General features: G+C 34.4%; 19 protein-coding genes and 7 tRNA genes. 19 read left to right on the forward strand and 7 right to left on the reverse strand.

The genetic code is table 11. From position 1 onward, the window contains the following. The first annotated feature begins 85 nt into the window (after window positions 1-85). From PMI13_RS14790 to PMI13_RS14850, 16 genes are all read left to right on the forward strand, one after another. Entirely contained in the window at window positions 86-733 is a 648-nt protein-coding gene (locus PMI13_RS14790; RefSeq protein WP_238536318.1) for a hypothetical protein, read from the forward strand. Next, window positions 734-1,867, forward strand: coding sequence for an AAA family ATPase (locus PMI13_RS14795; RefSeq protein WP_007845101.1), 1,134 nt, complete (start codon window positions 734-736; stop codon window positions 1,865-1,867). It abuts the gene before it with no gap. Continuing rightward, window positions 1,840-2,583: a hypothetical protein gene (locus PMI13_RS14800; protein ID WP_007845102.1), complete on the forward strand. Its 744-nt coding sequence runs from the start codon at window positions 1,840-1,842 to the stop codon at window positions 2,581-2,583. Before PMI13_RS14795 ends, PMI13_RS14800 begins: the two co-directional genes overlap by 28 nt. Beyond that, the gene (locus PMI13_RS14805; RefSeq protein ID WP_007845103.1) at window positions 2,574-4,964 is read left to right on the forward strand and encodes a hypothetical protein; all 2,391 of its coding nucleotides are present in this window, start codon (window positions 2,574-2,576) and stop codon (window positions 4,962-4,964) included. The genes PMI13_RS14800 and PMI13_RS14805 overlap by 10 nt, the downstream gene beginning before the upstream one ends. Further along, window positions 4,954-6,642 carry an APC family permease gene (locus PMI13_RS14810; RefSeq protein ID WP_007845104.1) on the forward strand — a complete coding sequence of 563 codons (1,689 nt, stop codon included), beginning with the start codon at window positions 4,954-4,956 and terminating at the stop codon, window positions 6,640-6,642. The genes PMI13_RS14805 and PMI13_RS14810 overlap by 11 nt, the downstream gene beginning before the upstream one ends. Then, complete coding sequence (locus PMI13_RS14815; RefSeq protein WP_007845105.1) at window positions 6,635-7,657, forward strand: tetratricopeptide repeat protein; 1,023 nt, start codon at window positions 6,635-6,637, stop codon at window positions 7,655-7,657. The genes PMI13_RS14810 and PMI13_RS14815 overlap by 8 nt, the downstream gene beginning before the upstream one ends. A gap of 241 nt (window positions 7,658-7,898) precedes the next feature. Next, window positions 7,899-8,027, forward strand: a complete 129-nt coding sequence (locus PMI13_RS14820) for a hypothetical protein (protein ID WP_007845107.1) — start codon at window positions 7,899-7,901, stop codon at window positions 8,025-8,027. A gap of 559 nt (window positions 8,028-8,586) precedes the next feature. Further along, window positions 8,587-8,660 (forward strand) — tRNA-His (locus PMI13_RS14825). A gap of 4 nt (window positions 8,661-8,664) precedes the next feature. Then, window positions 8,665-8,738, forward strand: a tRNA-Lys gene (locus tag PMI13_RS14830). Window positions 8,739-8,742: 4 nt separating this feature from the next. Continuing rightward, window positions 8,743-8,816: transfer RNA gene (locus tag PMI13_RS14835), tRNA-Arg, on the forward strand. Window positions 8,817-8,912: 96 nt separating this feature from the next. Continuing rightward, a tRNA-Asp gene (locus tag PMI13_RS21205) sits at window positions 8,913-8,984 on the forward strand. Window positions 8,985-9,052: 68 nt separating this feature from the next. Beyond that, a tRNA-Pro gene (locus PMI13_RS21210) sits at window positions 9,053-9,124 on the forward strand. A gap of 200 nt (window positions 9,125-9,324) precedes the next feature. Continuing rightward, window positions 9,325-9,406, forward strand: a tRNA-Cys gene (locus PMI13_RS21215). A 151-nt stretch (window positions 9,407-9,557) separates the two neighbouring features. After that, a tRNA-Tyr gene (locus PMI13_RS21220) sits at window positions 9,558-9,641 on the forward strand. Window positions 9,642-10,006: 365 nt separating this feature from the next. Continuing rightward, window positions 10,007-10,492: a ribonuclease H-like YkuK family protein gene (locus PMI13_RS14845; RefSeq protein WP_007845109.1), complete on the forward strand. Its 486-nt coding sequence runs from the start codon at window positions 10,007-10,009 to the stop codon at window positions 10,490-10,492. A gap of 349 nt (window positions 10,493-10,841) precedes the next feature. Continuing rightward, complete coding sequence (locus tag PMI13_RS14850; protein ID WP_007845112.1) at window positions 10,842-11,378, forward strand: TlpA family protein disulfide reductase; 537 nt, start codon at window positions 10,842-10,844, stop codon at window positions 11,376-11,378. Window positions 11,379-11,709: 331 nt separating this feature from the next. Here PMI13_RS14850 and PMI13_RS14855 read toward each other — a convergent pair whose 3' ends face one another. Next, complete coding sequence (locus tag PMI13_RS14855; RefSeq protein WP_007845116.1) at window positions 11,710-12,153, reverse strand: VOC family protein; 444 nt, start codon at window positions 12,151-12,153, stop codon at window positions 11,710-11,712. Between the two features lie 450 nt (window positions 12,154-12,603). On the opposite strand from PMI13_RS14855, the gene PMI13_RS14860 reads away from it, so the two are divergent. Then, window positions 12,604-14,121: a TROVE domain-containing protein gene (locus PMI13_RS14860; RefSeq protein ID WP_007845117.1), complete on the forward strand. Its 1,518-nt coding sequence runs from the start codon at window positions 12,604-12,606 to the stop codon at window positions 14,119-14,121. A 1,514-nt stretch (window positions 14,122-15,635) separates the two neighbouring features. On the opposite strand, the gene PMI13_RS14870 is transcribed toward PMI13_RS14860, so the two are convergent. The 4 genes from PMI13_RS14870 to PMI13_RS14885 form a co-directional block, all read right to left on the reverse strand. After that, on the reverse strand, window positions 15,636-17,147 hold the full coding sequence (locus tag PMI13_RS14870) for a tetratricopeptide repeat protein (RefSeq protein WP_007845119.1): 1,512 nt from the start codon (window positions 17,145-17,147) through the stop codon (window positions 15,636-15,638). Between the two features lie 418 nt (window positions 17,148-17,565). Next, window positions 17,566-19,083, reverse strand: a complete 1,518-nt coding sequence (locus tag PMI13_RS14875) for a tetratricopeptide repeat protein (RefSeq protein WP_007845121.1) — start codon at window positions 19,081-19,083, stop codon at window positions 17,566-17,568. A 98-nt stretch (window positions 19,084-19,181) separates the two neighbouring features. After that, window positions 19,182-19,508 carry a helix-turn-helix domain-containing protein gene (locus PMI13_RS14880; RefSeq protein ID WP_007845123.1) on the reverse strand — a complete coding sequence of 109 codons (327 nt, stop codon included), beginning with the start codon at window positions 19,506-19,508 and terminating at the stop codon, window positions 19,182-19,184. A 14-nt stretch (window positions 19,509-19,522) separates the two neighbouring features. After that, window positions 19,523-19,948 carry a helix-turn-helix domain-containing protein gene (locus PMI13_RS14885; protein ID WP_007845125.1) on the reverse strand — a complete coding sequence of 142 codons (426 nt, stop codon included), beginning with the start codon at window positions 19,946-19,948 and terminating at the stop codon, window positions 19,523-19,525. A gap of 585 nt (window positions 19,949-20,533) precedes the next feature. Between PMI13_RS14885 and PMI13_RS14890 the strand changes: the two genes are divergently transcribed. Beyond that, window positions 20,534-22,072, forward strand: coding sequence for a SulP family inorganic anion transporter (locus PMI13_RS14890; RefSeq protein ID WP_007845127.1), 1,539 nt, complete (start codon window positions 20,534-20,536; stop codon window positions 22,070-22,072). A gap of 401 nt (window positions 22,073-22,473) precedes the next feature. On the opposite strand, the gene PMI13_RS14895 is transcribed toward PMI13_RS14890, so the two are convergent. Together PMI13_RS14895 and PMI13_RS14900 are read right to left on the reverse strand one after the other, a co-directional pair. Beyond that, the gene (locus PMI13_RS14895) at window positions 22,474-22,962 is read right to left on the reverse strand and encodes a hypothetical protein (protein ID WP_007845132.1); all 489 of its coding nucleotides are present in this window, start codon (window positions 22,960-22,962) and stop codon (window positions 22,474-22,476) included. 27 nt (window positions 22,963-22,989) lie between these two features. Further along, window positions 22,990-23,370, reverse strand: a complete 381-nt coding sequence (locus tag PMI13_RS14900; protein ID WP_007845133.1) for a helix-turn-helix domain-containing protein — start codon at window positions 23,368-23,370, stop codon at window positions 22,990-22,992. A gap of 135 nt (window positions 23,371-23,505) precedes the next feature. On the opposite strand from PMI13_RS14900, the gene PMI13_RS14905 reads away from it, so the two are divergent. After that, window positions 23,506-24,978: a hypothetical protein gene (locus PMI13_RS14905; RefSeq protein ID WP_007845135.1), complete on the forward strand. Its 1,473-nt coding sequence runs from the start codon at window positions 23,506-23,508 to the stop codon at window positions 24,976-24,978. The last annotated feature ends 23 nt before the right edge of the window (window positions 24,979-25,001 follow it).

Below are 25,001 nucleotides of genomic sequence, written 5' to 3' on the forward strand. Positions count from 1 at the left end.
TCAATTACACACCGAAAATATTATTTAACTATTAATCATTCATGTAAAAATTTTATTCTCTGCGAAATAGTTTTATTTTTGTTAGATGATGCAAACCAAATCACCATTTATAGATACTCTTTTTCTGCTTCGGAAAGAAGAATGCATTACCATTTTTTCAGAGATCCAAACGATTTCAGAAAATGAAGAAGAGGAAGCTGCCGATTATTTTAATGCTGAATTTGAAAATGAAAGACTGGAGTTCTTATCGGATCAGCTGAATTGTAATAAAGAAGCTGCTGTTTGGGCGGCAAAAGTGTTGTATCATAGCGCTCAGCTGTATCTGATCAGAAAAGATACTGTGAAAAACCTGGATATGCTGATTCCCAAATATAAAGGAATGATGGATGTTTCTTCCATATTATCCGCTGATTTATCATTAAGGTTTTTACCACAGATCATTTCCGTGCTTCAATCTGCGGATCCGGAAGACCCGTTGATTAAAATGTTGGAGAACATTTTGCTACAGTTTCATTATTCAGGGATTGGGTATAACCTTGATCTGGAAAAAATAAGCTGGGAAGAAGAATTGAAAGATAAAACGTACAGAAAGCTCTATCTGGAAAGGATTGTGGAAAAGAAAGACTATAAATTGGCCGAAATTCCGTTAATCAATCAATGGCTTTTTGCAGAATTTGGATTGCATAAACAGATGTTTTGGAAAGAATTAAAAATAACTAACGAAGAAAAATAAATGACCGGAAATATCAATAAGCTTACTACAGTTCTTAACTATGTAAAGGAGACTTTTGTCGGAAAAAATGACGTTGTCGATCTGTTGGGAATCTGCCTTCTGGCAAAGGAAAATGCTTTTTTATACGGACCCCCGGGAACCGCAAAATCTGCAATCGTAAGAACCCTGTCACAAACGGTGAAAGACGGGAAAAATTTTGAATACCTGCTGACCCGATTTACAGAACCCAATGAAATTTTTGGTCCTTTTGATATCAGAAAATTAAAGGAAGGCGAGCTTCTTACCAATACGGAAGGCATGATGCCTGAAGCTTCAATGGTTTTTTTAGATGAGATTTTCAATGCCAATTCTGCAATTCTGAATTCCCTTTTAATGGCTTTGAATGAAAAGATTTTTAAACGCGGAAAAGAAACGAAACATTTGCCTGCTCTGATGTTTGTAGGAGCAAGTAATATTCTTCCGGAAGATGAAACACTAAATGCATTATTCGACCGTTTTCTGGTCAGGATTAATGTAGATTATGTACATCCCGAACTGCTTCAACAGGTACTTTTAGCGGGAAGAAAATTAGAAAATACTGTTGAAGCTGAAATTCCGGAAATTCATGCAGATGAAATCCGTGAGCTTCAGAATTTATGCAGGACAGTAGATCTGAAGCCTATTTATGAAGTATATTTAAACAGTATCATAAGCCTTAGAAATACAGGAATTGCCATCTCCGACCGTAGAGCGGTAAAGCTGCAGAACCTTATTGCTGCAAGTGCTCTGATTTGTGGACGGAAAGAAGCGATCCTTTCGGATCTTTGGGTACTAAAACATATCTGGGATACGGAAGAGCAGATTGAAATTCTGGAAGGAATTATCAACAGGACCATCGAAAAAGATGAAAGTCTGCAATCTCATCCACAGGCTTTGCAAAACAAAACACCCAATCCTGAAGAAGTAATGAAAGACGTAAAAATCTTAACTGAAAAATGGAGCAGCGGAACACTGAGTTTTGAGGAGCAGAATGTGATTAAAGATAAATTGAGATACCTGCAGACCCGTTGCGACTGGATCGGGAATTCCGAACAAAAACAATATATCCAACAAGAAATCGAAAGTCTATGGCAGAAGATTCTTCAAAGCGTATAAAAGAATTTTGGGCGGAACTTCCCCGTGCTGATGAAGATTTCCTGGGGTCGATCCGTGACTGGAAAAATGTTCAGATTGCTTTGGATGAGGAGGTGATCTGGTTGAAAGACTTTACCGAAGAACAGGCTGTTTCTCCGGAAATTCAACAACTGCCGAATTTTTTATTATATGAATTAAGAGAGGGGTTTTTATTTCGGAAAGGTGCTTTGGTTCCGAGTAAAAAGGTAAGAACCGCCTTCCTTTGGACAGCCATTCATAGAGCTTTACGATTGACTTTTCCACCTTCCAATCAGAATTTCTTTGGAATTAATGAAAAAGTTCAGGTTAAATTGAAGCCAAGCGATGAAGAGCAGCCTGCTGTCGCATTATTAAGTTCGATCTCTGAAATTAAAGATCTCATTATGGCAACACCGAAATTTAAGCTGGAAAATACAGACTGGATCATCGTTGATGAAAAAGCATTGTTTCTCGGAACTCCTTTACTGGCTTTTCCCGGGAAAACATACTGGTTCAAAGACGGGCATCTTTTACCGACGGGTTTTGATTTTGAATTTAAAAATTTAAGTTCATTGCTTCAGAGAAAATATAATGAAGAGCATGATCAATGGCTTTTATGGAATGAAAATGGAAGCTATGTTCCAATAGATAAAAATGATTTCCGGGAGTTGTCCGTAAGCTCATTCCGTCTCACTGAAAAAGCGCAGGAATGGAATTAAATGAATATTTTCAATCCTATAAAGATTATTTCTGGGAATGGATGACGGATGAAGACATTCGTGATGATTCAGGATACCATGAAAATAACCTTATATCTTTTCCGGGTATTGGGGCAGTAGCCTACAGACCTTATATTATTGAAATGCTAAAAGAGCTGCAGCCACAAGGGTTTCCGCCTTTCGGATCATTACTTTTAGCTTTATATGTTACTCAGGATGGTTATTTAGATACTGAATATCTTTTTTCACAAATTGAAAATCATCCTTACACTGATCGCAAACAGATAGGCGATTTTATAGCTGATGCCATAAGTTTTCTGGAAAAGCTGAAAGCACTGGACAGAGTTTATAAAAAAGGGCAGAACAGAATCATTCTTTTCCAGACTATATTCAAAAGCATTCATAATGGTGTTTCTTCAGCCAATGCCGAGCAGCTCCTTAAAAGCTATTATAAAAGGCCTCATAAAATTGCTGTCAGTGCACAAAAACTGGATCTTTCCCATAATTATTTTAGCAGAGATATCAGGACTCTGGCTTTTATTAATAAGAGTTTCCCTACGACACAGTCTATTATTGATGCAATGAAAAACATCGTCGATCTCTCAGATCTCGACGACGAAGTAATAGAAGAGGAAACAACGGTAGATACTGATAAAGATTTCATTCAGGAATTAATAGAAGAACCCAAAACTTTCCAGGTCGGAAGCCTGATTAAAAGAATCTGGAGCGGTTTGAAAATTCCGATGCGGCATCTTTCCCCGGGTGAGCAGCCGATTGGCGGAATTTCGGATATGGCCAACAAAGGAGAGCTTCACAGAATGCTCCTGTCTGAATTTGCCAATGAAGATGAGGTTTTTATGAGTCGCATTGCCAATAACGAAGCGCTTTACATTCAACGTGAAATACCGCCTGAAGAAAATATTTTCGAAAGAATCATATTAATCGATACCTCGCTTAAAAATTGGGGGACTCCTAAAGTTTTGGCTTTTGCATCAGCTATTGCAGTGATTAAGCATCCGAAAGCCAATTCAGAATGTAAAGTTTTTGCTTTGGGGCAAACGAATATTTTGATTTCATTGAACAGAATAGAAGAGATTATTGATAATCAGAATCAGGTAAGTTCTGCTTTAGAAGTTTCAGCTTCACTCGAAAAATTTCTTGGAGAAAAGCATCAGGAAAAAGATCTTGAAGTTTTTTTTATCACCCATCATGAAAATTTACAAAATGAAAACCTGCAACGGGTAATTCACCAAAACAGGGATCGGCTTAAATTTTTAATAACAACTTCAGCAGATGGCGAACTGAATTTCTACAAACATCATCAGGGGACAAGGAAGCATATTCAGAAAATTGTATTGCCTTTGAAAGAGCTGTGGGCCAATCCGCCAAAGCAAAAACAGAAAACAGGACAGGTTTCAGGTAATGGAAAACAAACGGATTTACCCCAAAATTATCCGATATTATTTCCTACCCCTTCCAATAAGATTGCCCGGTTTTTATACGAAGGTGAATTCTTTATTTTAAGTTCAAAAAAACAACTATTACGGACCTATTTATCCGATAATTATTACAATAAAGATTCTTATAACTATTACAAGACGTATCACGGCTGTGAAGTTTTAATAGAAAATATTTCCATAAAACCGAGAGGGCAGTTTGCTTTAGCGAAAAATAAGCAGCAACAGTTTATGATCTGTCAGTACCAGTATGATAAAAAGCTTATTTCCAAATTAAACCTGGCGACCAAAGAATATTCAGAGCTTAATGTGACCGGCCAGAATATTCCTCCGAGTTCAAAGCTGATTTACTTTAATAAGAATTTCTATCTGTATCAACAGGGGCTTCTCAATATTTTTAAAATAAATATAGAAGGAAATATCTCTGTTGAATCCGTAAAAAATGATACTGAAATAGAAAAGAGTTACCAGAAAGTATCAACAGAAATTGCTAAATTAAATCAGGGCGGGATTAAAATTCTGAGTAATTTTAATAAAATAGGGATCAATACCAAAGACAGGCTGGTTGTATCCGGAAGTGAATTGATTATGCATTATGAAAACTCATTGAATTTCTTTAAAAACAGGCATGAGATCAATATTTTTGCTGAGCAGAGTAAAAATAAATTCACTTTCCCGGATGGCAGCGAAATCATAACAGATTCCCGTGGAATGCTTACCTTCAGAAGCAGTAATAAAAGTATACACGAATTTTATATTCCTTCCACAGAACATGGCTTTCTGTCGCTGGCTACCCATACGGATTTTGGAGGTTCAGAATATTATCTGCCCGAAAATACCCTGTTGAAAGTAAAAAAAATGGAAGATATGTATTCCGGATATCTTGAGGCCTTTATCAATCAAATTTTGGAATATGGAGCTTAGAATAAAACCTTTTCCGAAAAATAATTACCCTAAAAGAGGACTTTTAATAAAAGGCTCTTCACCTTTGGTTTGGTTACATGAAATGGAAATTTCAGGAATTGATTTACACAAGGTCCGCTCTTTCCCGGTTCCTTCCAACGAACCTAATATTTTATATGGCTGCTTTTTGATTTTCGATCATCTGGCGCCAAAGGATATTGGCAGGAATTCTTACTTTCAATGTATAGACGATCAATTGTTCATCCCTGAGAATACTGTTTTTTACCCTAAAATAAACCCTGAAGACTGGCAGAATACAGATGCTGAATTTCTCATCATGCATCCTGAATTTGGACTGGTGAAATTATCAGAACAGATCAATTGGATTTCATTGCTTCAGGAATCTGAAAAAATGGATATCTCCATTAAAAAACCTTCGAAGGGTGTGAAAATCCCTCAGAGAATAGAGCGGTATACTGTGGAAATGGATGATGAAAAAGTGATGGAAGCCCTTCAAACACCTCAGACGGAAGAAGAATGGATGAAAAACCTCCCTTTCGACCTGAAGAAAGTGATGGCCGGAAATAAAAAAGAAATTGAAAAGTACTTAAAATATATAGAGCAGTACCCTGACAGGGCCATAGATCTTGGCGTTCCGCTCGACATTATGGGAACTTCCCGTGGTGATGGCTTTGGAAAATTTAAGTTTGGGAATGGCTGGCTGGGGAAATTTTTTGGTCAGAATAACTCCGGTTCAAGAGATTACCGGTGGCTGTTGCTTGCCTTCTGGATTATTTTTATTGTTGCAAGATTAAGCTTCAGTTCGGATAAAAAGGAAGCTGAGGTTATACAACAGTCTTCGGGGACTGTACTTTCCGGTGATGCCCTTAAAAATCAGCCTTCGGATGTCCTCGCTTTTGAATCGGGGCTTACAGAGATTGATATGAAAATTGATTCTTTGTACAGAAAAGAGCGTACCCGGCTGATCAACGAATATTCTACTGCAGCTTCTATCGAATCGAAAGATAAAAAGCTGGTAGATGATTATAAAAAGCAGGGTGGGAAAACAGTATCTGAAGTAGGAAAGGAGATTGAAAAATTTAAAAATAAAGAAAATAAAACCAGAGATTTCCTCAAAAAGATTTATAATCAGAAAATAAAAAAACACATTGAGAAAAAATCGGAAAGCTATCAGCGTAAGATTTCAGATTCCTTACAAAAAGCTAATCTGTGGAAACCTGTTAATAAAGGAATGGTGAAGAGTATATGGAAGAAAAAACAGGTTCTGATAGAAGATTCTTTAGGTCGTCTTTACGGGACCCTTGAAAATCCGCAGCTGTCTTTTGATAAAAAATCGAATGACGCTACGACAGGCAATTCCGGAGATGCCTCTTCCAAAAAAGAAGTTTCTTTTTCCGAAATTATCTGGCTGATTGCTTTCATTATGGGGAGCATTGGTATTTATACCTATTTCTTCCGGAAAAAATCTTTAAACATCGGAGGCGATAATGTTCCGAGCGGAATTAAGATATTCTTGGCGGTTGTATTGCTGGCTATGCTCATCTATCTTTTCTATCCGCTCATCGAAATGTTCGGCTACAACTGGTTTGTCTGGGTTCTCATTATCTGTGTTGTTCTCCTTTTGTACCGTCTTTTCAGTGAAGATAAAACCATTTTAAAATCAGGCGAAAATGAATAAGCAGAAATTTATAGACAAATTTATGGCGGCTTTTTTCATTTTGGTGATCCTTAAAATCATCGGGATACTGGCACAGCTGTTCCATGAAAGCTTTTGGAGTGTAATAGGGACCCTTATTATTTTTATCGTTATTGCAGCCATCGTTTTTCTGGTGATTACAGTTTTGAAAGATAAAGAGAGAAATGAGAAAAATTCAGGCAGGTCTAATGCAAGAGGCGGAGGGAATTTTTATCTGGAAACTTCATTATTTGATAAGATCCGGAATAAATATGAAGAGCTGGCCCAAAAATATATTGAAGAGCAAGATTATAAAAAAGCGGCAAAAGTTTATATCAATTTGCTTCAGGATCATTACCGTGGCGCAATAACATTGGAAGACGGAGGTTTTTATAATGAAGCAGCCGTGATTTATCTGAAAAAATTAAAAAACAAACCGGAAGCTGCAGCCTGCTATGAAAAGGCAAAACAATATAAGAAAGCAATTGACCTTTATAAAGAACTGGAGCAAAAAGAGAAAGTAGGTGATCTGTATAAGGAGATTAACGACATCAAAAATGCTAATGTTTATTACCAAATGGTTGCAGATGATTATACAGGCAATGACCAGATGGTGAAAGCTTCTTTGGTTTACCGTAAAAAAATGGAAATGCCCGGTGAAGCCCAGAAAATTTTGAAAAAAGGGTGGGATGAAAACAAAGATGCATTCAATTGCCTCAACAATTATTTCGCCAATATTTTTGAAATGAAAACACTGGAAAAAGAAATAAAAAACCTGTATGAAGAAACCACACCAGATCAAAAAATCATTTATCTGGAAGCCATGAAATATGAATTTAAAAAAGATCCGGAGCTGCAGCCGGTAGCAAGGAATATCGCTTATGAAATTATTGCGGAAAAAATAAATACCCGGTCTGAAATTGTAAATGAATTAAAATATTTCAATCCCGATGATGAGGTAATTTTAAAAGATATTTCAAGATATAAAACAGGAAGGAATAAGATGTTTAGGAATTAATCCATTAAAAACAGGCAATGGATAACGTGAAGTAATTGTACCTGAAGCATAAAGGTAAAAATACCTGCGAAATTGTAAATAAATTACATCAACCGGAAATTTACCTTATACACAGTGAAAAAAATAAAATGGATACTTTAGTTTCTTTCCCTGATGGAAGCAAAAGAGATTATAGCCATTACTGTAACAGTAAAATGATCAACTAATTAAGAAAAAGATTTATCTTTGCGCCAATAATATTATGACAAAACAAAGAGCACATATCAATGTAAACCTATGCGAAAGTCCTGCAATAAAAGGATTATTCGGATATGATGAGATGATATGGGATGAGGCGAAATGTGCTGACTTTGGAAATTATTTACTGTAAACCCGTAAAAAATTAATCAAAATACTGCAGAAACGCCTCGGTTAACGGGGCGTTTTTTGTGTTTTTAGAAGGGAAATTATTTAGAATGAAAAAAAATAACTATTAAAGTGAAAATTTTTTAATTAGCAATGAACAACAAATAAGATAAATAAGAGTGATTATTAACCCGGTGAGAGACAGTCATTTAGGTAATTAAGGTATCTGTAAAATATTACGGACAGGAATTTTCATTTCCAAATTTAAAAATTAATTATTTGATTTTCAGTTAGTTGTGTTTTTAAATTATTTGTGAGTTAAAAAAAATCATATTTACTTTGCAACCGAAAATTGAATGCAACATGTTTTCAGGATTCAAAAATGTTTAAAACAAAAAATATAATGAAACAATTACATCACATATCTAATCAGTATTCAGGATTACAAGGACAGGGGCCGAGAAAACAGGCTTGTATTCTTGATTGTGAATTTATGGATGAAAGGTGCTTATATATGTGGGTCAGCTAATGATCTTACGTTAGAATATATGCAGCGCCTCCCGAAAAGAGGCGCTTTTTTCATGGTTTCTTTAGCTTATTTGGTAAAGCGCCGGTCTGTGGAACCGGAGAACAGGGTTCGATCCCCGAAGATACCCCAATATAATCTCATAGCTCAATAGGTCAGAGCACCGGTCTTTTAAACCGGGGGTTGAAAGTTCAAATCTTTCTGGGATTACAATGGTTCTGTGGCTCAACCGGATAGAGCATCGGTTTTCTAAACCGAAGGTTACAGGTTCGAATCCTGTCGGGATCACAAAGGAGAGCATACAAATATTGGTTCGTTGCGGCTTATTGTTATTGAGTTCTACGACAGTAGTGAAGGTTCGATTCCTTTGCTCTCCGCAAAAATGGTCTATTGAGGTAATGGCTAACCTGCCCGACTGTCTCTTGGGCACTGCGAGTTCGATTCTCGCATAGACCGCAAAGATTTATGGAAAATTCGGCTCCGACTGTCTCTCGGAAAAGAAATTTAGAAATAAATCTTTAAAACTGGAAAGATAACGGTGGTTGTTTACCCGCCTTGGACGCGGGAGGTCATAGGTTCGAATCCTATTTTCCAGACAGAAAAATGAATAGGCGAATGGTCAATAGTGAATTTTAAAATTGACAGCAAAGCGAATTGCCCATTCACATAAAGTTAATTGTTTCAAAGAGAAAAAGAAAAGGTTTGTCAGAGCAGAAGATCTTTACGCCAAAAACACGGAAATATAGACAAGCTTTTTCTTGACTCAAAAATGATCAATCAATTATCATTTAAATTTGATGGTTCGCCGAAGTGGAAGAGTCGGGGCGGTCTGCAAAACCGTTGCGTAAGCTGAGTGGGTTTAAATCCCATAACCATCTCAAATAACTAAAATGAGATTAGTTCCGGAGAAAAAATAGAGCTTGTCGAGCGTAGAAGTTCTTATATTAAACAAAAAAATAAAGACAGGCTTTGTTTTTCTTCAAAAGAAATGGGAATTAGAAATTACTCATTGCTTATCAATCTTAAAAAGGAAGTACGTCGAAGTTGGTGGGTCGGGGCAGACTGTAAATCTGTTGCTTCATTGCTGGGTAGGTTCGAATCCTGCTATTTCCACAAAACTGCTGATAATGTAATGGCAGCATGCAGGAAATATACTCTTGTTGTTCAGGTTCGATTCCTGGTTGCGGTTTTTAATTGCTCTATTCGTTTAACGGTCAGGGCACCTGCCTTTCGGGCAGAAAATAAGAATTTGATCCCTTTATAGAGTATAAAGAATGAATGGATTAATAGTGAATTTTAAGTGCAGTTTTTATTATCTGTTACGCATTATTGATAAATCTGGAAGAGTGGTGTGTAGTCAACGAAAAATAGAAATCTGAGACTATAAACTAGAGGTTAAAAGATTGGAAGCAGAAAGACAAGTATCACTGGTAAAATCAATTATCATTTATGAATTATAAATAAAATATGTAGAAAAAATGGAAACGCAACAACAAACATGGCAGAACATGAATGGAAAAATTTTCCGGAACTCTATCACAAAGCTGGTAGAAGAGGCCATCATTCGCGAACAGGCTAATGGCCACCGACTGAAAGTTTGTGTGGGCTCAGATTCCCACGTATATGGTGACGCTATTAATTATGCTACGGCAGTAGTATTTATTCGTGAGGGAAAAGGAGCGTTTACCTTTATCAGAAAAGAAAGAGAAATACAGGATATCAGTATTAAAGAGCGAATGCTTAATGAGGTGAACAAATCCGTAGAAATTGCATATGCTATCTGTTCTGTTTTGGATGCTTATGGTGTGGAAATGGAGGTACATGCTGACATTAATACCGATCCGGATTTTAAATCCAATGTCGCATTGAAAGATGCAATGGGCTACATTCTGGGAATGGGATATGTGTTCAAAGCAAAACCTTTTGCATTCGCAAGCTCCAATTGTGCCGATATGATGGTTTAATCTTGAAAAAAATAAAAGATATTACACATAATTTGGTTTACAGATAAATATTGAATAGTAAAAATTTAAGCAAAAAACAGAATGTATTTTTATTATTGCATAGAAATTAAATATTTTGTAAATAAAATATAATTTTATAATGAATTATTTTAAAATTTTACTTAAATATTAATTTATTGTTATAATAATGTATATTTGTTTTAGAATTTAAAATATTTTTTATGAATGCTAAAAATATAATTTTATCTGTTTCGGGATTTATCATTGGACTTATTTTTAGTGCGGTGATCATTTTGATGATTGCCTATCTCGTTGGTTTTTTAACTATAAAATAAAACATGTTTAAAAAATGGTAAGAAATTATTTAAAAAAAGGGTTTATCACAGGAATAATTTTTGGAGGTATTATTGCATTTTCATTTCTTGGTTATATTTATTATATATCCAAAACGAATTTAGCAACTAATGCCGAATTTGCTAAAAATAAAAATATTAAAGATTTAAATTTACAATTAACAAATCTGGATGGTACCCCTGTTGATTTTACAAAATATTCAAATAAATACATACTAATGAATTTTTGGGCAACCTGGTGTAAGCCCTGTATGGAGGAAATGCCAATGTTTCAGAATGTTTATAAGAGTGTAAAAGACAGATATGTTTTTATAATGGTAGCTGATCATGACCTTCAAACAATAGAGAAATTTAAGAACAAAAAAGGTTATGATTTTATCTTTGTTAAGACTGATGAAAAATTATTATCAAAAGTTGGAGCTTTACCTACAACATTTGTTTTAGATAAGTCACAGAATATTATATTTTCGCAAACCGGATCGTTTGATGAAGAAAAGAAATTTAGAGACTTATTACTAAAGAAGTTAAAATAATTTACTCGGATGGCCTATAATGATATAACTTCTTGTTTTGTATCATATTATTCGATCAGCGTGGTTGATAGAAACTAAAGAAAAAATTCAGGCTGTCTCAAAAGTGAGGCAGTCTTTTTTAGCAATACAAAAAAAGAAAGCCAGAAACTTTTCAGGATAATAATATTGAAAGTGTCGCTGATGATTTTTTTGTAAAAGCTGATCGTGAAATGTTTAAAGTATATTTTGATCATATTCTATCTATCGGGAAAAGTGAAATTCCTACAAGAAATATTTACCGGGATTTCTTTTTTAATGGATTTGTAACCAAAAATACTTATTAAATAATTATTTAATGTTTCAGCCATTCTTCATAAGAAAGTACTCCCAGTTCAGGTTTTCCATCACCTTCCAAAATTGAAATAAATTCCAGTTGATTTCCATCCGGATCATTAAAGTAAATTGCTAAGGCAGGCATCCAGGAAAAAACCATGGGTTTGTCAATCCCGTCTTTCAGAAAATTATAAGGTTTTAAATGCCGGCTTTTCAAAAACTCAACAGAATAATTCAATATATCTTCCTTATCAGCAGAAAATGCAAAATGTCTTGGCTGTAAATTTTCCTTTTGTTCCCATAAGCCAAGCATAAATTCTTTATTATTTCCGATCCATAAAAATACAATCGGGCGGTTTTCATCACGATGGGCCAGTTTCAGACCTAAAACTTCCGTATAAAACTGTATAGAGTTTTCTAAATTGCTTACCTGAACATGGGTTTCATATAATCCTTTAATCATTGTTTTAATTTTAAGATAAACAAAACTAAAAAATGAATGTCTAAAAATGTCAAACAGCTGATTTCTTTATTTAAAATGAATAATAGATAGATTTTATGTATTGCTTGCTTGTTGATAGTTGGTTTAAACACCAAAAAGCAAAATTTTCCCAAATGTCTATTCTCTAAGTTAGTAAAGTCATTTTACCAGAGAAAACGAAAACAGCATGTTCGTTATTCTGAATGAAATAAAATGTAGTGAAGAATTTATTATATGAATGCAAAAGTAAATTTTGGCATTTCTAAACTCTTGTTTGAAATTTAATATCTTCATGATTCTCCAATAAAAAAACAATTTTTTTTTCGAAAATTTTAAATACGCAAAAAGGTTGCGTAATTCTGTTTTTACTTTGCATCAGAAATCAGAGAGAAGGGATAATCCTCTAAATGTTTAACTAAAAAACAGTAACTCATGAAATTTAATTTTTTAAAAAAAGAGAATAGGGAGGTCGTAAACTACGAAGGTGCAAAAGCTTATGAGATGACACCTGCAGAAGAATTATATAGTGCTGTTGTTACAACAGGATTATCCAACACATCTTATGAAAATGGAAATGACAGATTGTCGAGAATCCAGGCCCTGATTAAGAAAAATGATCCGGAATTCGTTGCAAAACTCGCAGTTTATGCAAGAAAAAATATGTATCTGCGTTCAATTCCTTTGGTTTTAACAACAGAATTAGCGCGACAAACTTCAGGAACTGACCTGGTGAGCCGAACTGTTGATGGAGTTGTTCAGAGAGCAGACGAAATTACAGAACTATTGGCTTATTACCAATTGGCAAATGAAAGAACGGATGTTAAGAAGCTGAATAAGCTGTCAAAACAGATTCAAAAAGGCCTGGTGAAATCATTCAACAAATTTGATGAATACCAGTTTGCAAAATATAATAGGAAAGCTGAGGTAACTTTAAAAGATGCATTGTTCCTGGTTCACCCAAAAGCAAAAGATGAAAATCAACAGGCAATTTTCAACAAAATCGTCAATGACTCGTTGGAGACTCCTTATACATGGGAAGTTGAGCTTTCAATCTTAGGTCAGACAAAATTTGAGGATGAAACAGAAAGAAAATCAGCCTTCAAAAGCAAATGGGAAGAACTGATTTTCAGTAACAAGCTTGGTTATATGGCAACTTTACGAAACCTGAGAAATATTCTGGAAGGCAATGTTTCTTCGGATGCAATGTATAAAGTGTGTCAGTATTTATCGGATGAAAAAGCTGTAAGAAATTCAAAACAATTGCCATTCAGATTTTTGGCTGCGTACAGAGAATTGAAAAATATTGATTCAAAATACCTGTCATCAGTTTTAGAAGCATTGGAAGATGCAGTAATGGTGAGTGCAAAAAATATCAAAGGTTTTGGCTTTGATACTTCAGTAGTTATTGCGGCAGACGTATCCGGATCGATGCAGCAGCCTGTTTCCCCGAAATCTAAGGTTTTGCTTTACGATATCGGTTTGCTGATATCAATGATTTTACATTCACAGTGCAAAAATGTGATCTCGGGTATGTTTGGTGATACATGGAAAAGAGTTCCTATGCCTAAAAACGGTATCCTGAGAAACGTGGATGCATTCTATAAAAGAGAAGGTGAGGTAGGGTATTCCACAAACGGTTATCTGGTGATTGATGATTTACTGAACAAGCGTGAAAAAGTGGATAAAGTAATGATCTTCACCGATACTCAGCTGTGGAACAGTAAAGGAACCCGGAATTCTTTTGAAGATTCATGGAATCAGTACAAAAGTCTCTATCCCAAAGCAAAATTGTATATTTTTGATTTGGCGGGTTACGGAAGGCAACCGCTGGATGTCAGAAAAAATGATGTATATCTTATTGCAGGCTGGTCAGACAAAGTTTTCGATGTATTGAACGCTTTGGAAGACCGGAAATCAGCAGTAGCAATGATAAAAAAAGTAGTGCTGTAAAAGGCACTGCTTTTAAAATAAAAATGATTTTACCTTAAGGCAAAACGAATAAAAGAATAAATAGTTTTGAGATTGTTTCGTCACTCCGTTCCTCGCAATGACGATAAAAAATAAGCCGGTGCCGTAAGAAAAGAAATCCTTCGGCTTCGAATTGAAAATGAGTCTTTTCACAATATTGCTCGGTTTTAAATAACCAATGTCGTACAATAGGAGTTTCATCGTTAAACTTCCAATTTGAACAACATTCAAAAAACTCTTATGAATTGTTACTTGGTTTTTTAATAATTTTTAACTGCGTAAAAAGAATGCGTACTATGGAGATAACTTTGCAACACTAAAAACAAATAACCATGAATAATTATAAACCATGTCTTAAATAAGCAGTGTATTGGGTATAATACTCAATGCTTACGGAAGAATAAAATCAAGTGTCGTTTTAGAATCATACTTCGAGATTTAGTATCATTGGGTCGCAGGTTCGATTCCTGCCTTTTCCCTCGAAAAGGAGAAGTAGCTCAGCAGGTAGAGCAAATGCACGGAAGATTCTGAGAATTTTACCTTGATTAAAAATAAAAGAATGCCGTAGAAAAGGCCTACTTCGGTTAATATGGGTTTGATTCCAGAATAAATCTTATAAGTCGGGTCTTGATCTAGCCTCTTTTCATACATAATAAAGCAAATAAGTGTCGTAGGTAGAGAAGCGTTCCTTTGTATTAACGGTTCTGAGGTAGCGTAATTCGGGTGACCGGACTGGTGAGGTGAAATCCAACTAGCAAAAATTTTTATCAGAAAATGAAAGTCTCTCGGAAATGCTGAATTGCCGGTTCACTTCCCGGATTGGGTAAGGACGACGCTCTTGAAAATGAGCAAACCCTTTCCGCTTGGTCCCTTATCTGCATTAAAAATAAACAGGTGCCGTAAAATAGTGTTACTTCGCTCATTACGACGGGGTCACGGGTTCGAGTCTCGTCTCTTCCACAAAAACAATATCAATAGGAAGAGTAGCTCAGCTGGTTAGAGCACGACATACACTTCTTGATTGTTGCCTTGTTTAAAATATAAAGTGTCGTAGAGAAAAGTTCATCGCCGATAGGGGAGGAGTAGCGAAGCCGGTAATTCCGGCAAGGTTATCCGGTTCGATTCCGGCCAACGAGATGCCCCATTCTTTTCTCTGATTATTTCCTTTATAAAATAGCCTGATGATTATTTCATCAGGCTATTTTTTTGAAAAAGTAAGATATTTGATAATATTGATTTTTTACTTTAATTTGAATAGAAGGAGGGCAATTTTTTGAATCATTGCCCTTCACTGCTATTCATTTCATCATTGTATTTTGCAAAAAATGATTACTTGAATATTTCTTTTTCATCATTTGTTCTTAGAAATATTCACTCAATGAGGATAAATTATTTTCTGATGCAAATAGAATAAAAATTAAGTATAAACCCAAAAAATCGGCATACCATTTTGATACTATTTTGTAAAAAAATATATTTTGTTGGGTAACAAACCGTTAGTTTTCCATTAAATCCCTGAGCCAGATGCCCATATCCCGTTCAGTTGGAATGTTAAATTTTTTGCGTAGATTTTGTTTCCTGTTCCGGATCGTGTGAACAGATTTGAAAGTATATTCCGCGATATCTTTAATGGTAAATCCCAGAAATATGTAGGCGCAAAGAATAAGTTCTGATGTTCTTAAACCTGGACATGCTTCTAATATTTTTTTTTCAAATTGGGGATAAACCTGTTGGAACCGGAAATAAAATGAAGAATCATTATTCTTGGAAAATTTTATTAATTCATTGTAAGCATCATTATTTTTTAGTTGCAACGCTTCATCGGTATTTTTTTGAGGAGTCATTTTATTTTCAGGTGTTGGCGTATTGATGACGGTGTCAGCACGCATTTCATTGTGGGCCGTTTTTTTTCGTACAGCTTTAAAAATGAATAATGCTAAAGCCAATAATACAATGATACCCCCATAAAACCATACATTCTTTTTCTTTTGTGATGTTTTATATCCTTTTTCATAGTCTTTTATGATAACATTAAGAGCGTAATCTATATTTTCATGTTTTTCTATCATGGCCTGATTTTCCATTTTAAGATAAATGCCCTCATATTGATTCTGCTTTTCTTTATCCCCTAAAATTCCATATATTTTTGATATGTCAGAATAAACATAAGTAAACGATGCCTGGTTTACAGAATAATTTTCCATATTCCGGACTGCCTTTTGGTAGAAATCCAGCGCCTTTTGATATTCCTGAAGTTTACGGTAATAATTTCCAAACTGGATGTATTCCATGAAAAGGACCGGATTATTATACTTCTGTTTCAGCTGATAACTTTTCTGATAATAATAAAAAGCGGAATCTGTACGCTGTTTCTTTAAAAAAGCATTTCCTAATTCAATATAATGATCAGATAAGTTTCTGTAGATATTCGTGTATGGCTCCGGGAATTTTTTTAAAAGTTTGTCCTTTAAATTGTAGTATATAAAAGCAGAGTCCATTTTGCTTTTATTTTGATAATTCTTCCCAATATGGCCATAAACCCGGATCAAAATTTTTGTTGAAGCGGTATCCTCTTTTTTTTGTAACAGATTGACAATGCCAAAGAGTTCTTTCTGACTCTGTGATGTAAGGCCCAAAGTCATGTAATTGTATGATTTTACTTCTTTCAGTTTAGACGCAAAGACAATATTATTTTTAGTATAGGCTTGATTATAGGCTTTTTCAATATAGAAAAGGCTTTGTTTCTGCAGTCGAAGATGGGATAAAGAAATGGCCATGCTATAGTAACTTCTTGCAATTCTTTCTGAGTTACCTGCTTTCTCGGCTAATGAACTTGCTGTTTTAGCATATTTTAAACCTTCAAAATCATTGTATTTTTTACGGCTGTTAAAGGATTGAGTTAATAAACTGTCGATTTTCCTGAATTCATAATCCTGGCAGGCCAGAAAACCTGAGGCCAAAATAGTGAACAGCAATAAACTATTCTTAATGAATCTTGTTTTAGTCATACTAACCTTATTCCTTAATTAACTGAGATCATTTTTCTTTAACGATCACAAAAATAAAAAGTTAATTCTAAAATAAATGAATAGTAATAAATTTAAGAAATTATTTGTTTATTTATGACGTTTTTATCATAAAAAGATAAAAATCAATATTTTTTTAATAAAACCTGGAAAGATGAAGAATGGAAATTAATAGTAGTAGGGCAATACAGGATGAATATATTACCCTATCTTCTACTAATTTTCATCATTGTGTGTTTTTAGAAATAAATCAGGAAATGTAAATATTTAACTGATTTCGTCATTTGTGTTCTATGAATTTCTATAGTGTAAATTGACAGAAAATTAACAAGAAATACAAAAAGCTAACATACCATTTGTATACTACCTATATGTAACTTGTTGATTTATAAGATTTATTTTAGCTGTTTTTTTTGGTTTTAATTAAATTTATTAACCAAAATTCTGCATCTTGATCAGACTGAATATTGAACTTTTTACGAATATTTTGCTTTCTGTTCCGGATAGTATGAACGGATTTGAAGGTATATTTTGCAATATCTTTGGTGTTGAAACCCAGAAAAAGGTAAGCACAAAAAGTAAGTTCAGAAACTCTTAAACCAGGATTGTATTCAAGAAGCTTTTTCTGAAATTCAGGGTAAGCTTCCTGAAACCGGAAATAAAATGAAGCATCATTATTTTTAGCAAGTTCCATTACTTCATGATAGGCAGGATTAGCTGTAATTTGAAGCTCATCAATTTCAGGAGTTTTGTTATATAGAATAGGATTGTTTTCTTGGGAAACGTCGGCTGTTTCAGTGTCAGGAATTTTCTTTTCTGAATTTTTTCTCAGCAACTTATATCCTAAAAAAGCCATAATAAGTAATATGCCGGTTCCTATCAAAATATACATATTGTCTCTTCTTTCAGAGTCTTTATATTGATCTTGTTTGTCATTCAGGATGATATGAAGAGCATAATTTATATTTTTAGTTCTTTCCGAAATCAATTTTTTCTGGAGTCCGAAATAGATTTGTTCATATTCGGCCTGCTTTTGTTTTTCTCCTGTTTTTCCGTACAGGTCTGATATTTTTTTATAAAGATCATTATTAGCTGAAAGCTCAGGGGTTGCAGATTGTTCTTTAATATTTTGAATTGCCTTTTGATAATAACTGATTGCTTCCTTATATTCTTTTTGCTCAGAATAATAGTCTCCAAAAGCAATATAATCCAATAAAAGGACAGGATGATGATATTTCTTATTAACTTCCAGGCTTTTGTTAAAGTAATAAAAAGAAGAATCTTTATTGTTCTTCAGAAACTGTGTTCCTAAACCTCTATATAAATCAGATAATTCCAGATATACCTCTTTTTCAGGTAATTGCTTCAGTTTGTTAAAACATAATTGGGCATAATACCGTGCAGAATCTGTTTTGTAAAGGCCTATAACCAGGTATGTTTTTTGTAAAAGAAGGATGGCTTTTTTACTTTTGTCATCTTTGAGGAGATTAACGATATCTGTTAATTCTTTTTTAGCCTGAGTATGTAATCCTAAATGATAGTAATTGTAGACTTTTATATCTTTCAACTGAGCTTGAATAAGAGTGCTTTTTTTAGAATAGGGTTGTTCGGATGCTTTACTGATGTAAATAAAACTTTCTTTTTGCATCTCAAGAAAAGACAGGGAACGGGCCATAGAAAAATAACTTTCGGTTATTCTTTGTGAATTATTAATTTTTCTTGCCAGTACGTTAGCCTGTTTGGCATATCTTAATTGATCCAGGTCATTAAGATTCCTGAAACTATTCTCAGACTTCTGCAATAGCTCATCAATCTTTTTAATTTCATTATTCTGTGCCCGACAAACAGAAAGGTTTGACAATAGTAGCAAAATGAAAAATAAAAAGCTGTTTTTTACAGAATTGAATACTTTAACCATTTTTAAAGATAATCATTATAGATTAAAATTTCAATAGGTCAGTATATATAATTAAAAGCCGGTAAACAAATTGCGTTTACCGGCTTTGAGATGCTAAACTAACCAATTTCTTCCTCAAATGTTTTTTTCCAATTAGAAATAGTGGTTCTGCTTATTTTATATTTTTTAGACATATAGCTTGTAGAAAAACCATGTTTTTTTTGGTATTGCAAAAGCTTAAGCATTGTTTTTTTATCGTAGGTCTTTAATTTCTGATTATTTTTTAAGCTTTCTTTTGACTGCTTGAAAAGCTTATCATTAAAATTTAATACTTCTTCAGTAGTATTCAGCTTTTTCAGCAGTTCCCTGATCTTTGGGTCCTCTAATTTATCAGGATGCTCAAGCTGAAGCATATCCTGAAATATTTTTCTGTAATTAGGCCTCATTATTATTTTGTGTATTACTTGGTGCTATTTATTTTTTGAAACCAACGGTGGAGTGTGCTTTTGGGAATAGAATATTCTTTTATTACCTCAGCATGCGTCATTTCACCAGATTGAATTCTTTTGATGATAAATTCTTTAATTTCCTGGGTATAAATATTCTTCCTGAAATAAGGAATCTTTTCAGATTTCTCCGGATTTTTATTAGCGCCGGAAGGGGGGGCATATAAAATAAGATGGGAGCTGTAAAGTCTGAAAAAGTCATATTCCAATAGCTTTGACCATCTTAGTAGAAGTTCCGTATCCATTGATTTGCTGTTGTACATTCTTTTTACAACTTCTTCATCTGTGTTTAAAAAATTACAAATTCTTTCTATTGTAATTTCTTTATCTTCAACTCTTTCCTTTATAAATTTTCCTATATGAATTTCCTTGTATAGCATCTTGTATAAACCTTTTGTTAAACAATTTCATGTGCTAAAACGAGTAATAAATGTCTCGCAGGTTGATTTTTGAATTAATAGATCAGAAAGGTAGCGTATTGCCAAAATAGGATATAGATCATGCAATGTTTAATAAATAATGATCTACATACATTATACAGTTAAGTAATAAATACATTATTTTTTTTTTATATATTACCTTCTTCAATGCTTTTGACGATCATGTGTTTCCTGTCTCATTTGCCTGCTGAAATTCAAACTTCAATTATTATTACGTCTTAAGCTCTTTCATGCAATTTTCTTTATATAATTTAGCTGTTATTATATAGTTGGAAACTAATTTTAAATCGCATTAATAATCAGTTTCTTTGTTTTCAAATATAGAAAAAATACAAAGTAAACCAAAGGATAAATTAATTAATATTAGTTTATGGCTGATTTTAATAAAAAATAATATAATATGTAGTAAAATATGTTAATTGTATTTGTCTTTTTTTGATAGATCAGGTTCGGAAATTTATTAATTTAAATAATGCAGAACGAAGGATTGTATACAATTTTTCAAGTACATACCTTTGTGGCTCAATGAAAAATTCCATCACTTTATCCGGTTTTTCGAAAAAACTCAGCTATAAAAATGAAATACTGGCTGGGCTTACTGTAGCGATGACTATGATTCCCGAATCTCTTTCATTTGCTATTTTAGCAGGTCTTTCTCCTTTAACCGGTCTGTATGCCGCTTTTTTGATGGGTTTGGTAACGGCTGTTCTGGGGGGCCGTCCCGGAATGGTTTCAGGGGGAGCAGGGGCAACAATTGTCGTGCTTATTGCCTTAATACAGTCTCACGGAATAGAATATCTTTTTGCAACAGTAATTCTGGCCGGAATTTTTCAAATATCGGTAGGTGTTTTTAAACTCGGGAAATTTGTACGCCTGATTCCACAACCTGTCATGTATGGCTTTTTAAATGGCCTTGCTGTCATTATTTTCATGGCACAGATCGAACAGTTCAAAATGAAAGATATTCAGGGTACAATTGGATGGATGCACGGAACTTCTTTATATATTATGGGCGGTTTGACAGCGTTAACGATTGCTATTGTGTATTTTTTTCCTAAAATCACCAAAGTGATCCCAGCTTCTCTGGTTGCCATTTTAGTTGTCTTTGGAATTGTTGCAGGATTTAATATCAATACTAAAACTGTTGCAGATATTGCCGGCATCAGTGGCAGCCTTCCGGAATTTCATATTCCTAAAATTCCTTTTTCACTGGAAACACTAAAGATTATTTTCCCTTATGCACTCGTGATGGCAGGAGTGGGATTGATAGAGTCTCTTCTTACCCTATCGATGGTGGATGAAATTACCGATTCAAAAGGAAGTGCCAACCGTGAATCTGTTGCACAGGGGCTTGCCAATATGACCAATGGTTTCTTCGGCGGGATGGGCGGCTGTGCGATGGTTGCGCAGACTTTGGTGAATCTTAATGCAGGTTCAAGAGCTAGGCTTTCCGGGATTATTGCTTCTGTTACCATTTTAATCATCATTTTATTCGGGGCTCCTCTTATCGGGAAAATTCCGATGGCTGCTTTGGCAGGCGTGATGATGATGGTTGCTATAAGTACATTTCAATGGGTTTCTATAAGGATCATCAATAAAATGCCGGGGTCTGATATATTTGTAGGCATTACTGTTGCTCTGATCACGATTGTTCTTCACAACCTGGCTTTAGCTGTTCTTATTGGAGTCATTATTTCTGCTTTGGTTTTTGCATGGGATAATGCGAAAAGGATCAGGGCGAGAAAATATGTTGATGAAAACGGAATAAAGCATTACGAAATATACGGGCCTTTGTTTTTCGGGTCTGTAATGGCTTTTACCGACAAATTTGATCCAATGAATGATCCTGATGAAGTAGTGGTCGATTTTAAAGAAAGCCGGATTGTAGATATGAGTGCAATTGATGCTTTAGATAAATTATCAAAACGTTATCATCAACAAAATAAAACACTGCATCTGCGACATTTAAGTGAAGACTGCCGCACAATGCTGAAAAATGTTGAGGCTGTTATTGAAGTGAATATTCAGAATGATCCTACCTATAAAGTAATGCCTGAGAAATAAAAGAATGGCAGAATGAAAGGTCATTGCGAGGAGCGAAGCGACGAAGCAATCTCAGAACCTGCATAATTTTGCTGAATTCAAGGAAATAAGTGCAGTTTCATTATATGTAATAAGGTTTTTTAATGATAATTTGAGGTCTCAAATATGTCGACCGGGGTTCTGAATACATATTTTGTGGTCTTGAAGTACTCTTTTGAGGTCTATAAGACCTTTCGACAGGTCTCCGACATCAAATTTGCGGTTGTATAACCTCAACCGATAGGTAAAATACATCTCCAGATCAGTATGGAACCCCCGACGGACCATTTCAGAACCCCGTTGGATGATTTCAGAATCCCGTGGAAGAAATAAAAAAGCCCAGAACATTTGTTCAGGGCTTTATAGTATATGCATTTTATTTTTTATTTAGTTTCATTTGGAATATCATCAATTGTTTTAGCTGATTTCCCAAAAAACTGTTTCAATTCATTATGCTTTACTTCATATCCCGGAGCAGCTGTCCCTGCTTTAAAAGCTGTAAAAGCATAATCGATGAGAGCAGCTTGGTAGTTATCATAATCATGCAAAGTTTTTGCACTTTTCAGTCTTGTGATAAGGCTTTCCAGCCTTGTAATGAAACTTTCATAATTCTGCCGTGAGGTAAGGTCTCTGTCAAACTCTGCCCAGTCTACATCTGTAGCACTGAGAGTTCCCTGACCTTTCCTGTAATCAGATACCTTATTTACAAAAAGCTTATTTTGCTCATTGATGCTACCATATTTTTGGCGGTCTTCCGGTGTAAGGGTTACCGTAATAGGTGCTAATGCCGTTTCCAGTGCGGTAATGGCTGTCTGTGCTGCTGTAAGTTGAGCAGCGGTGAGGTGAGTGTTGTTTAAATTTGTTAATGCCATCGTGTTTGTGTTATGGGTTAGTTTAGTTTATTTCTTTAATAAACTTTCAATTAGTTTACTTTGTATTTCAATCAGTTTTGCAATTTGTTCCTGATTCTTCAATATACTTTGTGCTATTTCGGGAGATTGCATATTAAATACTGGATTATATTGATTAATTGTTCCTGCACTAGATAAATCGCTGAACTGATTATTCGAGATATTTACTTGAATTCCTTCATTTAATAATTCATTAATATCTACCTCTAATTCCTTTGCAATTTTGCTTAGTAATAATGAGTTAGGTATATTTTTGTCAGACTCAATACTTGAAATGGTACTTTGTGCTACATCAATACGTAATGCTAAATCGTCTTGGGAAAGACCTTTAGCTTCTCTGAATCTTTTTACTCTGGTTCCTATACTCATAATATCGATATTTTGTTCAAAAATAACAAAATATCGATGATGTTGAAAGAAAAATTAATTTAGTTTTGTCAAAAATCACCTTGAGGTGATATGAAAAAAATTATATATTTAGCAACTTAAAAAAACAAACAATTGATGAAAAACAAAATTATTTTGTGGTTATCTTTCCTGATAACCTTGAGTATTGTCTTATACTCTTGCCGGAATGAGGATTTCTCCCATACCGAGACTAATACCCAAAGGAAAAACTCAGACTTCTTTAAACATGCTTTGAAAAACGGGGCTTCTGCAAAATCGGGAGTAGATTACATCAATATACTTGATGTCTATAATCAGGAAACTGGTTTTCTTTCGAAAATGCCTGATCAGAAGGGTATGCCTATATGGGATAAAATGCAGGTATTTGATGCTCCAGATGCAACAGGACTTATGATACCTTTGTCTTATGATAACGAAACTTTAAGCTCAGTACTTTTTGCTACATTAGATAGCCATGATAGAATAACAGGTGTTCGTGATTTTGATAACAGCACACTTGAAGGGATTGTATATAATGATAGAATAAGCAAAGATTTCCGGGAACAGATGTTCTACACATTTATGATGGTTGATAATCATACTTTTGGGAATGAATATTTTACCAATATTCCCAAAGATTTATTTTTGGGAAAGAAATACGATGAGGAATATGGCAGGATGAAGATAAAGGATTTTAGCACTTCCCCTACAATAACAAGTCACTATGCAGGAAAATTAATTTACATAGAAAACTGCGGAAGTACATGGAACTGTAAAAATCATGAAAGTTGGGATAAGTGTGATCATTGTGGAGCATGTTATAATACTTCCTGTAGTACTACTGTTATTTGGGTACCGGACGAACCATTTCCGGGTGCATCTGGCGGAGGCGGAGGCGGAGGTGGAGGAGGTGGGACTTCTACACCTCAACCTCCAAAAGACCCTTGTACTGTATCGGCAGAAGCTTTTTACAGAATAAAACCCGGGTGTGATGGAAATAATGGGGGAACAACTAATCTTAACGATCCATGTATAACATTACAAGCCCAAAGCGAAAATGCTGAATTTATAAATGGAATACAAAAGTTAAAAAATAATTTAACTTTAAAGAAGGAGACAGGATACATAGAAAAAAATACTGGAAGCTTTACTTATCAAGAAAATGCAAATGCAACGGAAGATGCGAACACCCTATCATTACCTGATCCTGATTATTACAAAGATATAAGAGGCTTTATGCACACACACCCTAATAATTTTGAGGATTCTAACGGAAATATGAGGATAGGCTTTAAAATATTTTCTCCCGCCGATGTTATTTATTTAAATGAGTTGGTAAGAAATGCGAATGAAAATGGCACACCTCTAGGAGAGGTTTATGCAATAATGGTTTCAGAAAAGGGAACTTATCAAATTCGCTTTACGGGAAATGTTCATCAGATTAAAACAGTGTATGCAAATACAAAAGAACAATATAATGACATGTATAAAGAATACTTCAAAGAAAATTCTAAAAGATCAGACGAATTAAATTCCTTTAAATTTATGGATGAACATATGGTAGACTTCCCTGTTTTTCAGACAAATTAAAATTATTAAATTTAGTTTGTTAA

Source organism: Chryseobacterium populi (genome assembly GCF_000282115.1).
GTDB classification, from domain to species: domain Bacteria; phylum Bacteroidota; class Bacteroidia; order Flavobacteriales; family Weeksellaceae; genus Chryseobacterium; species Chryseobacterium populi.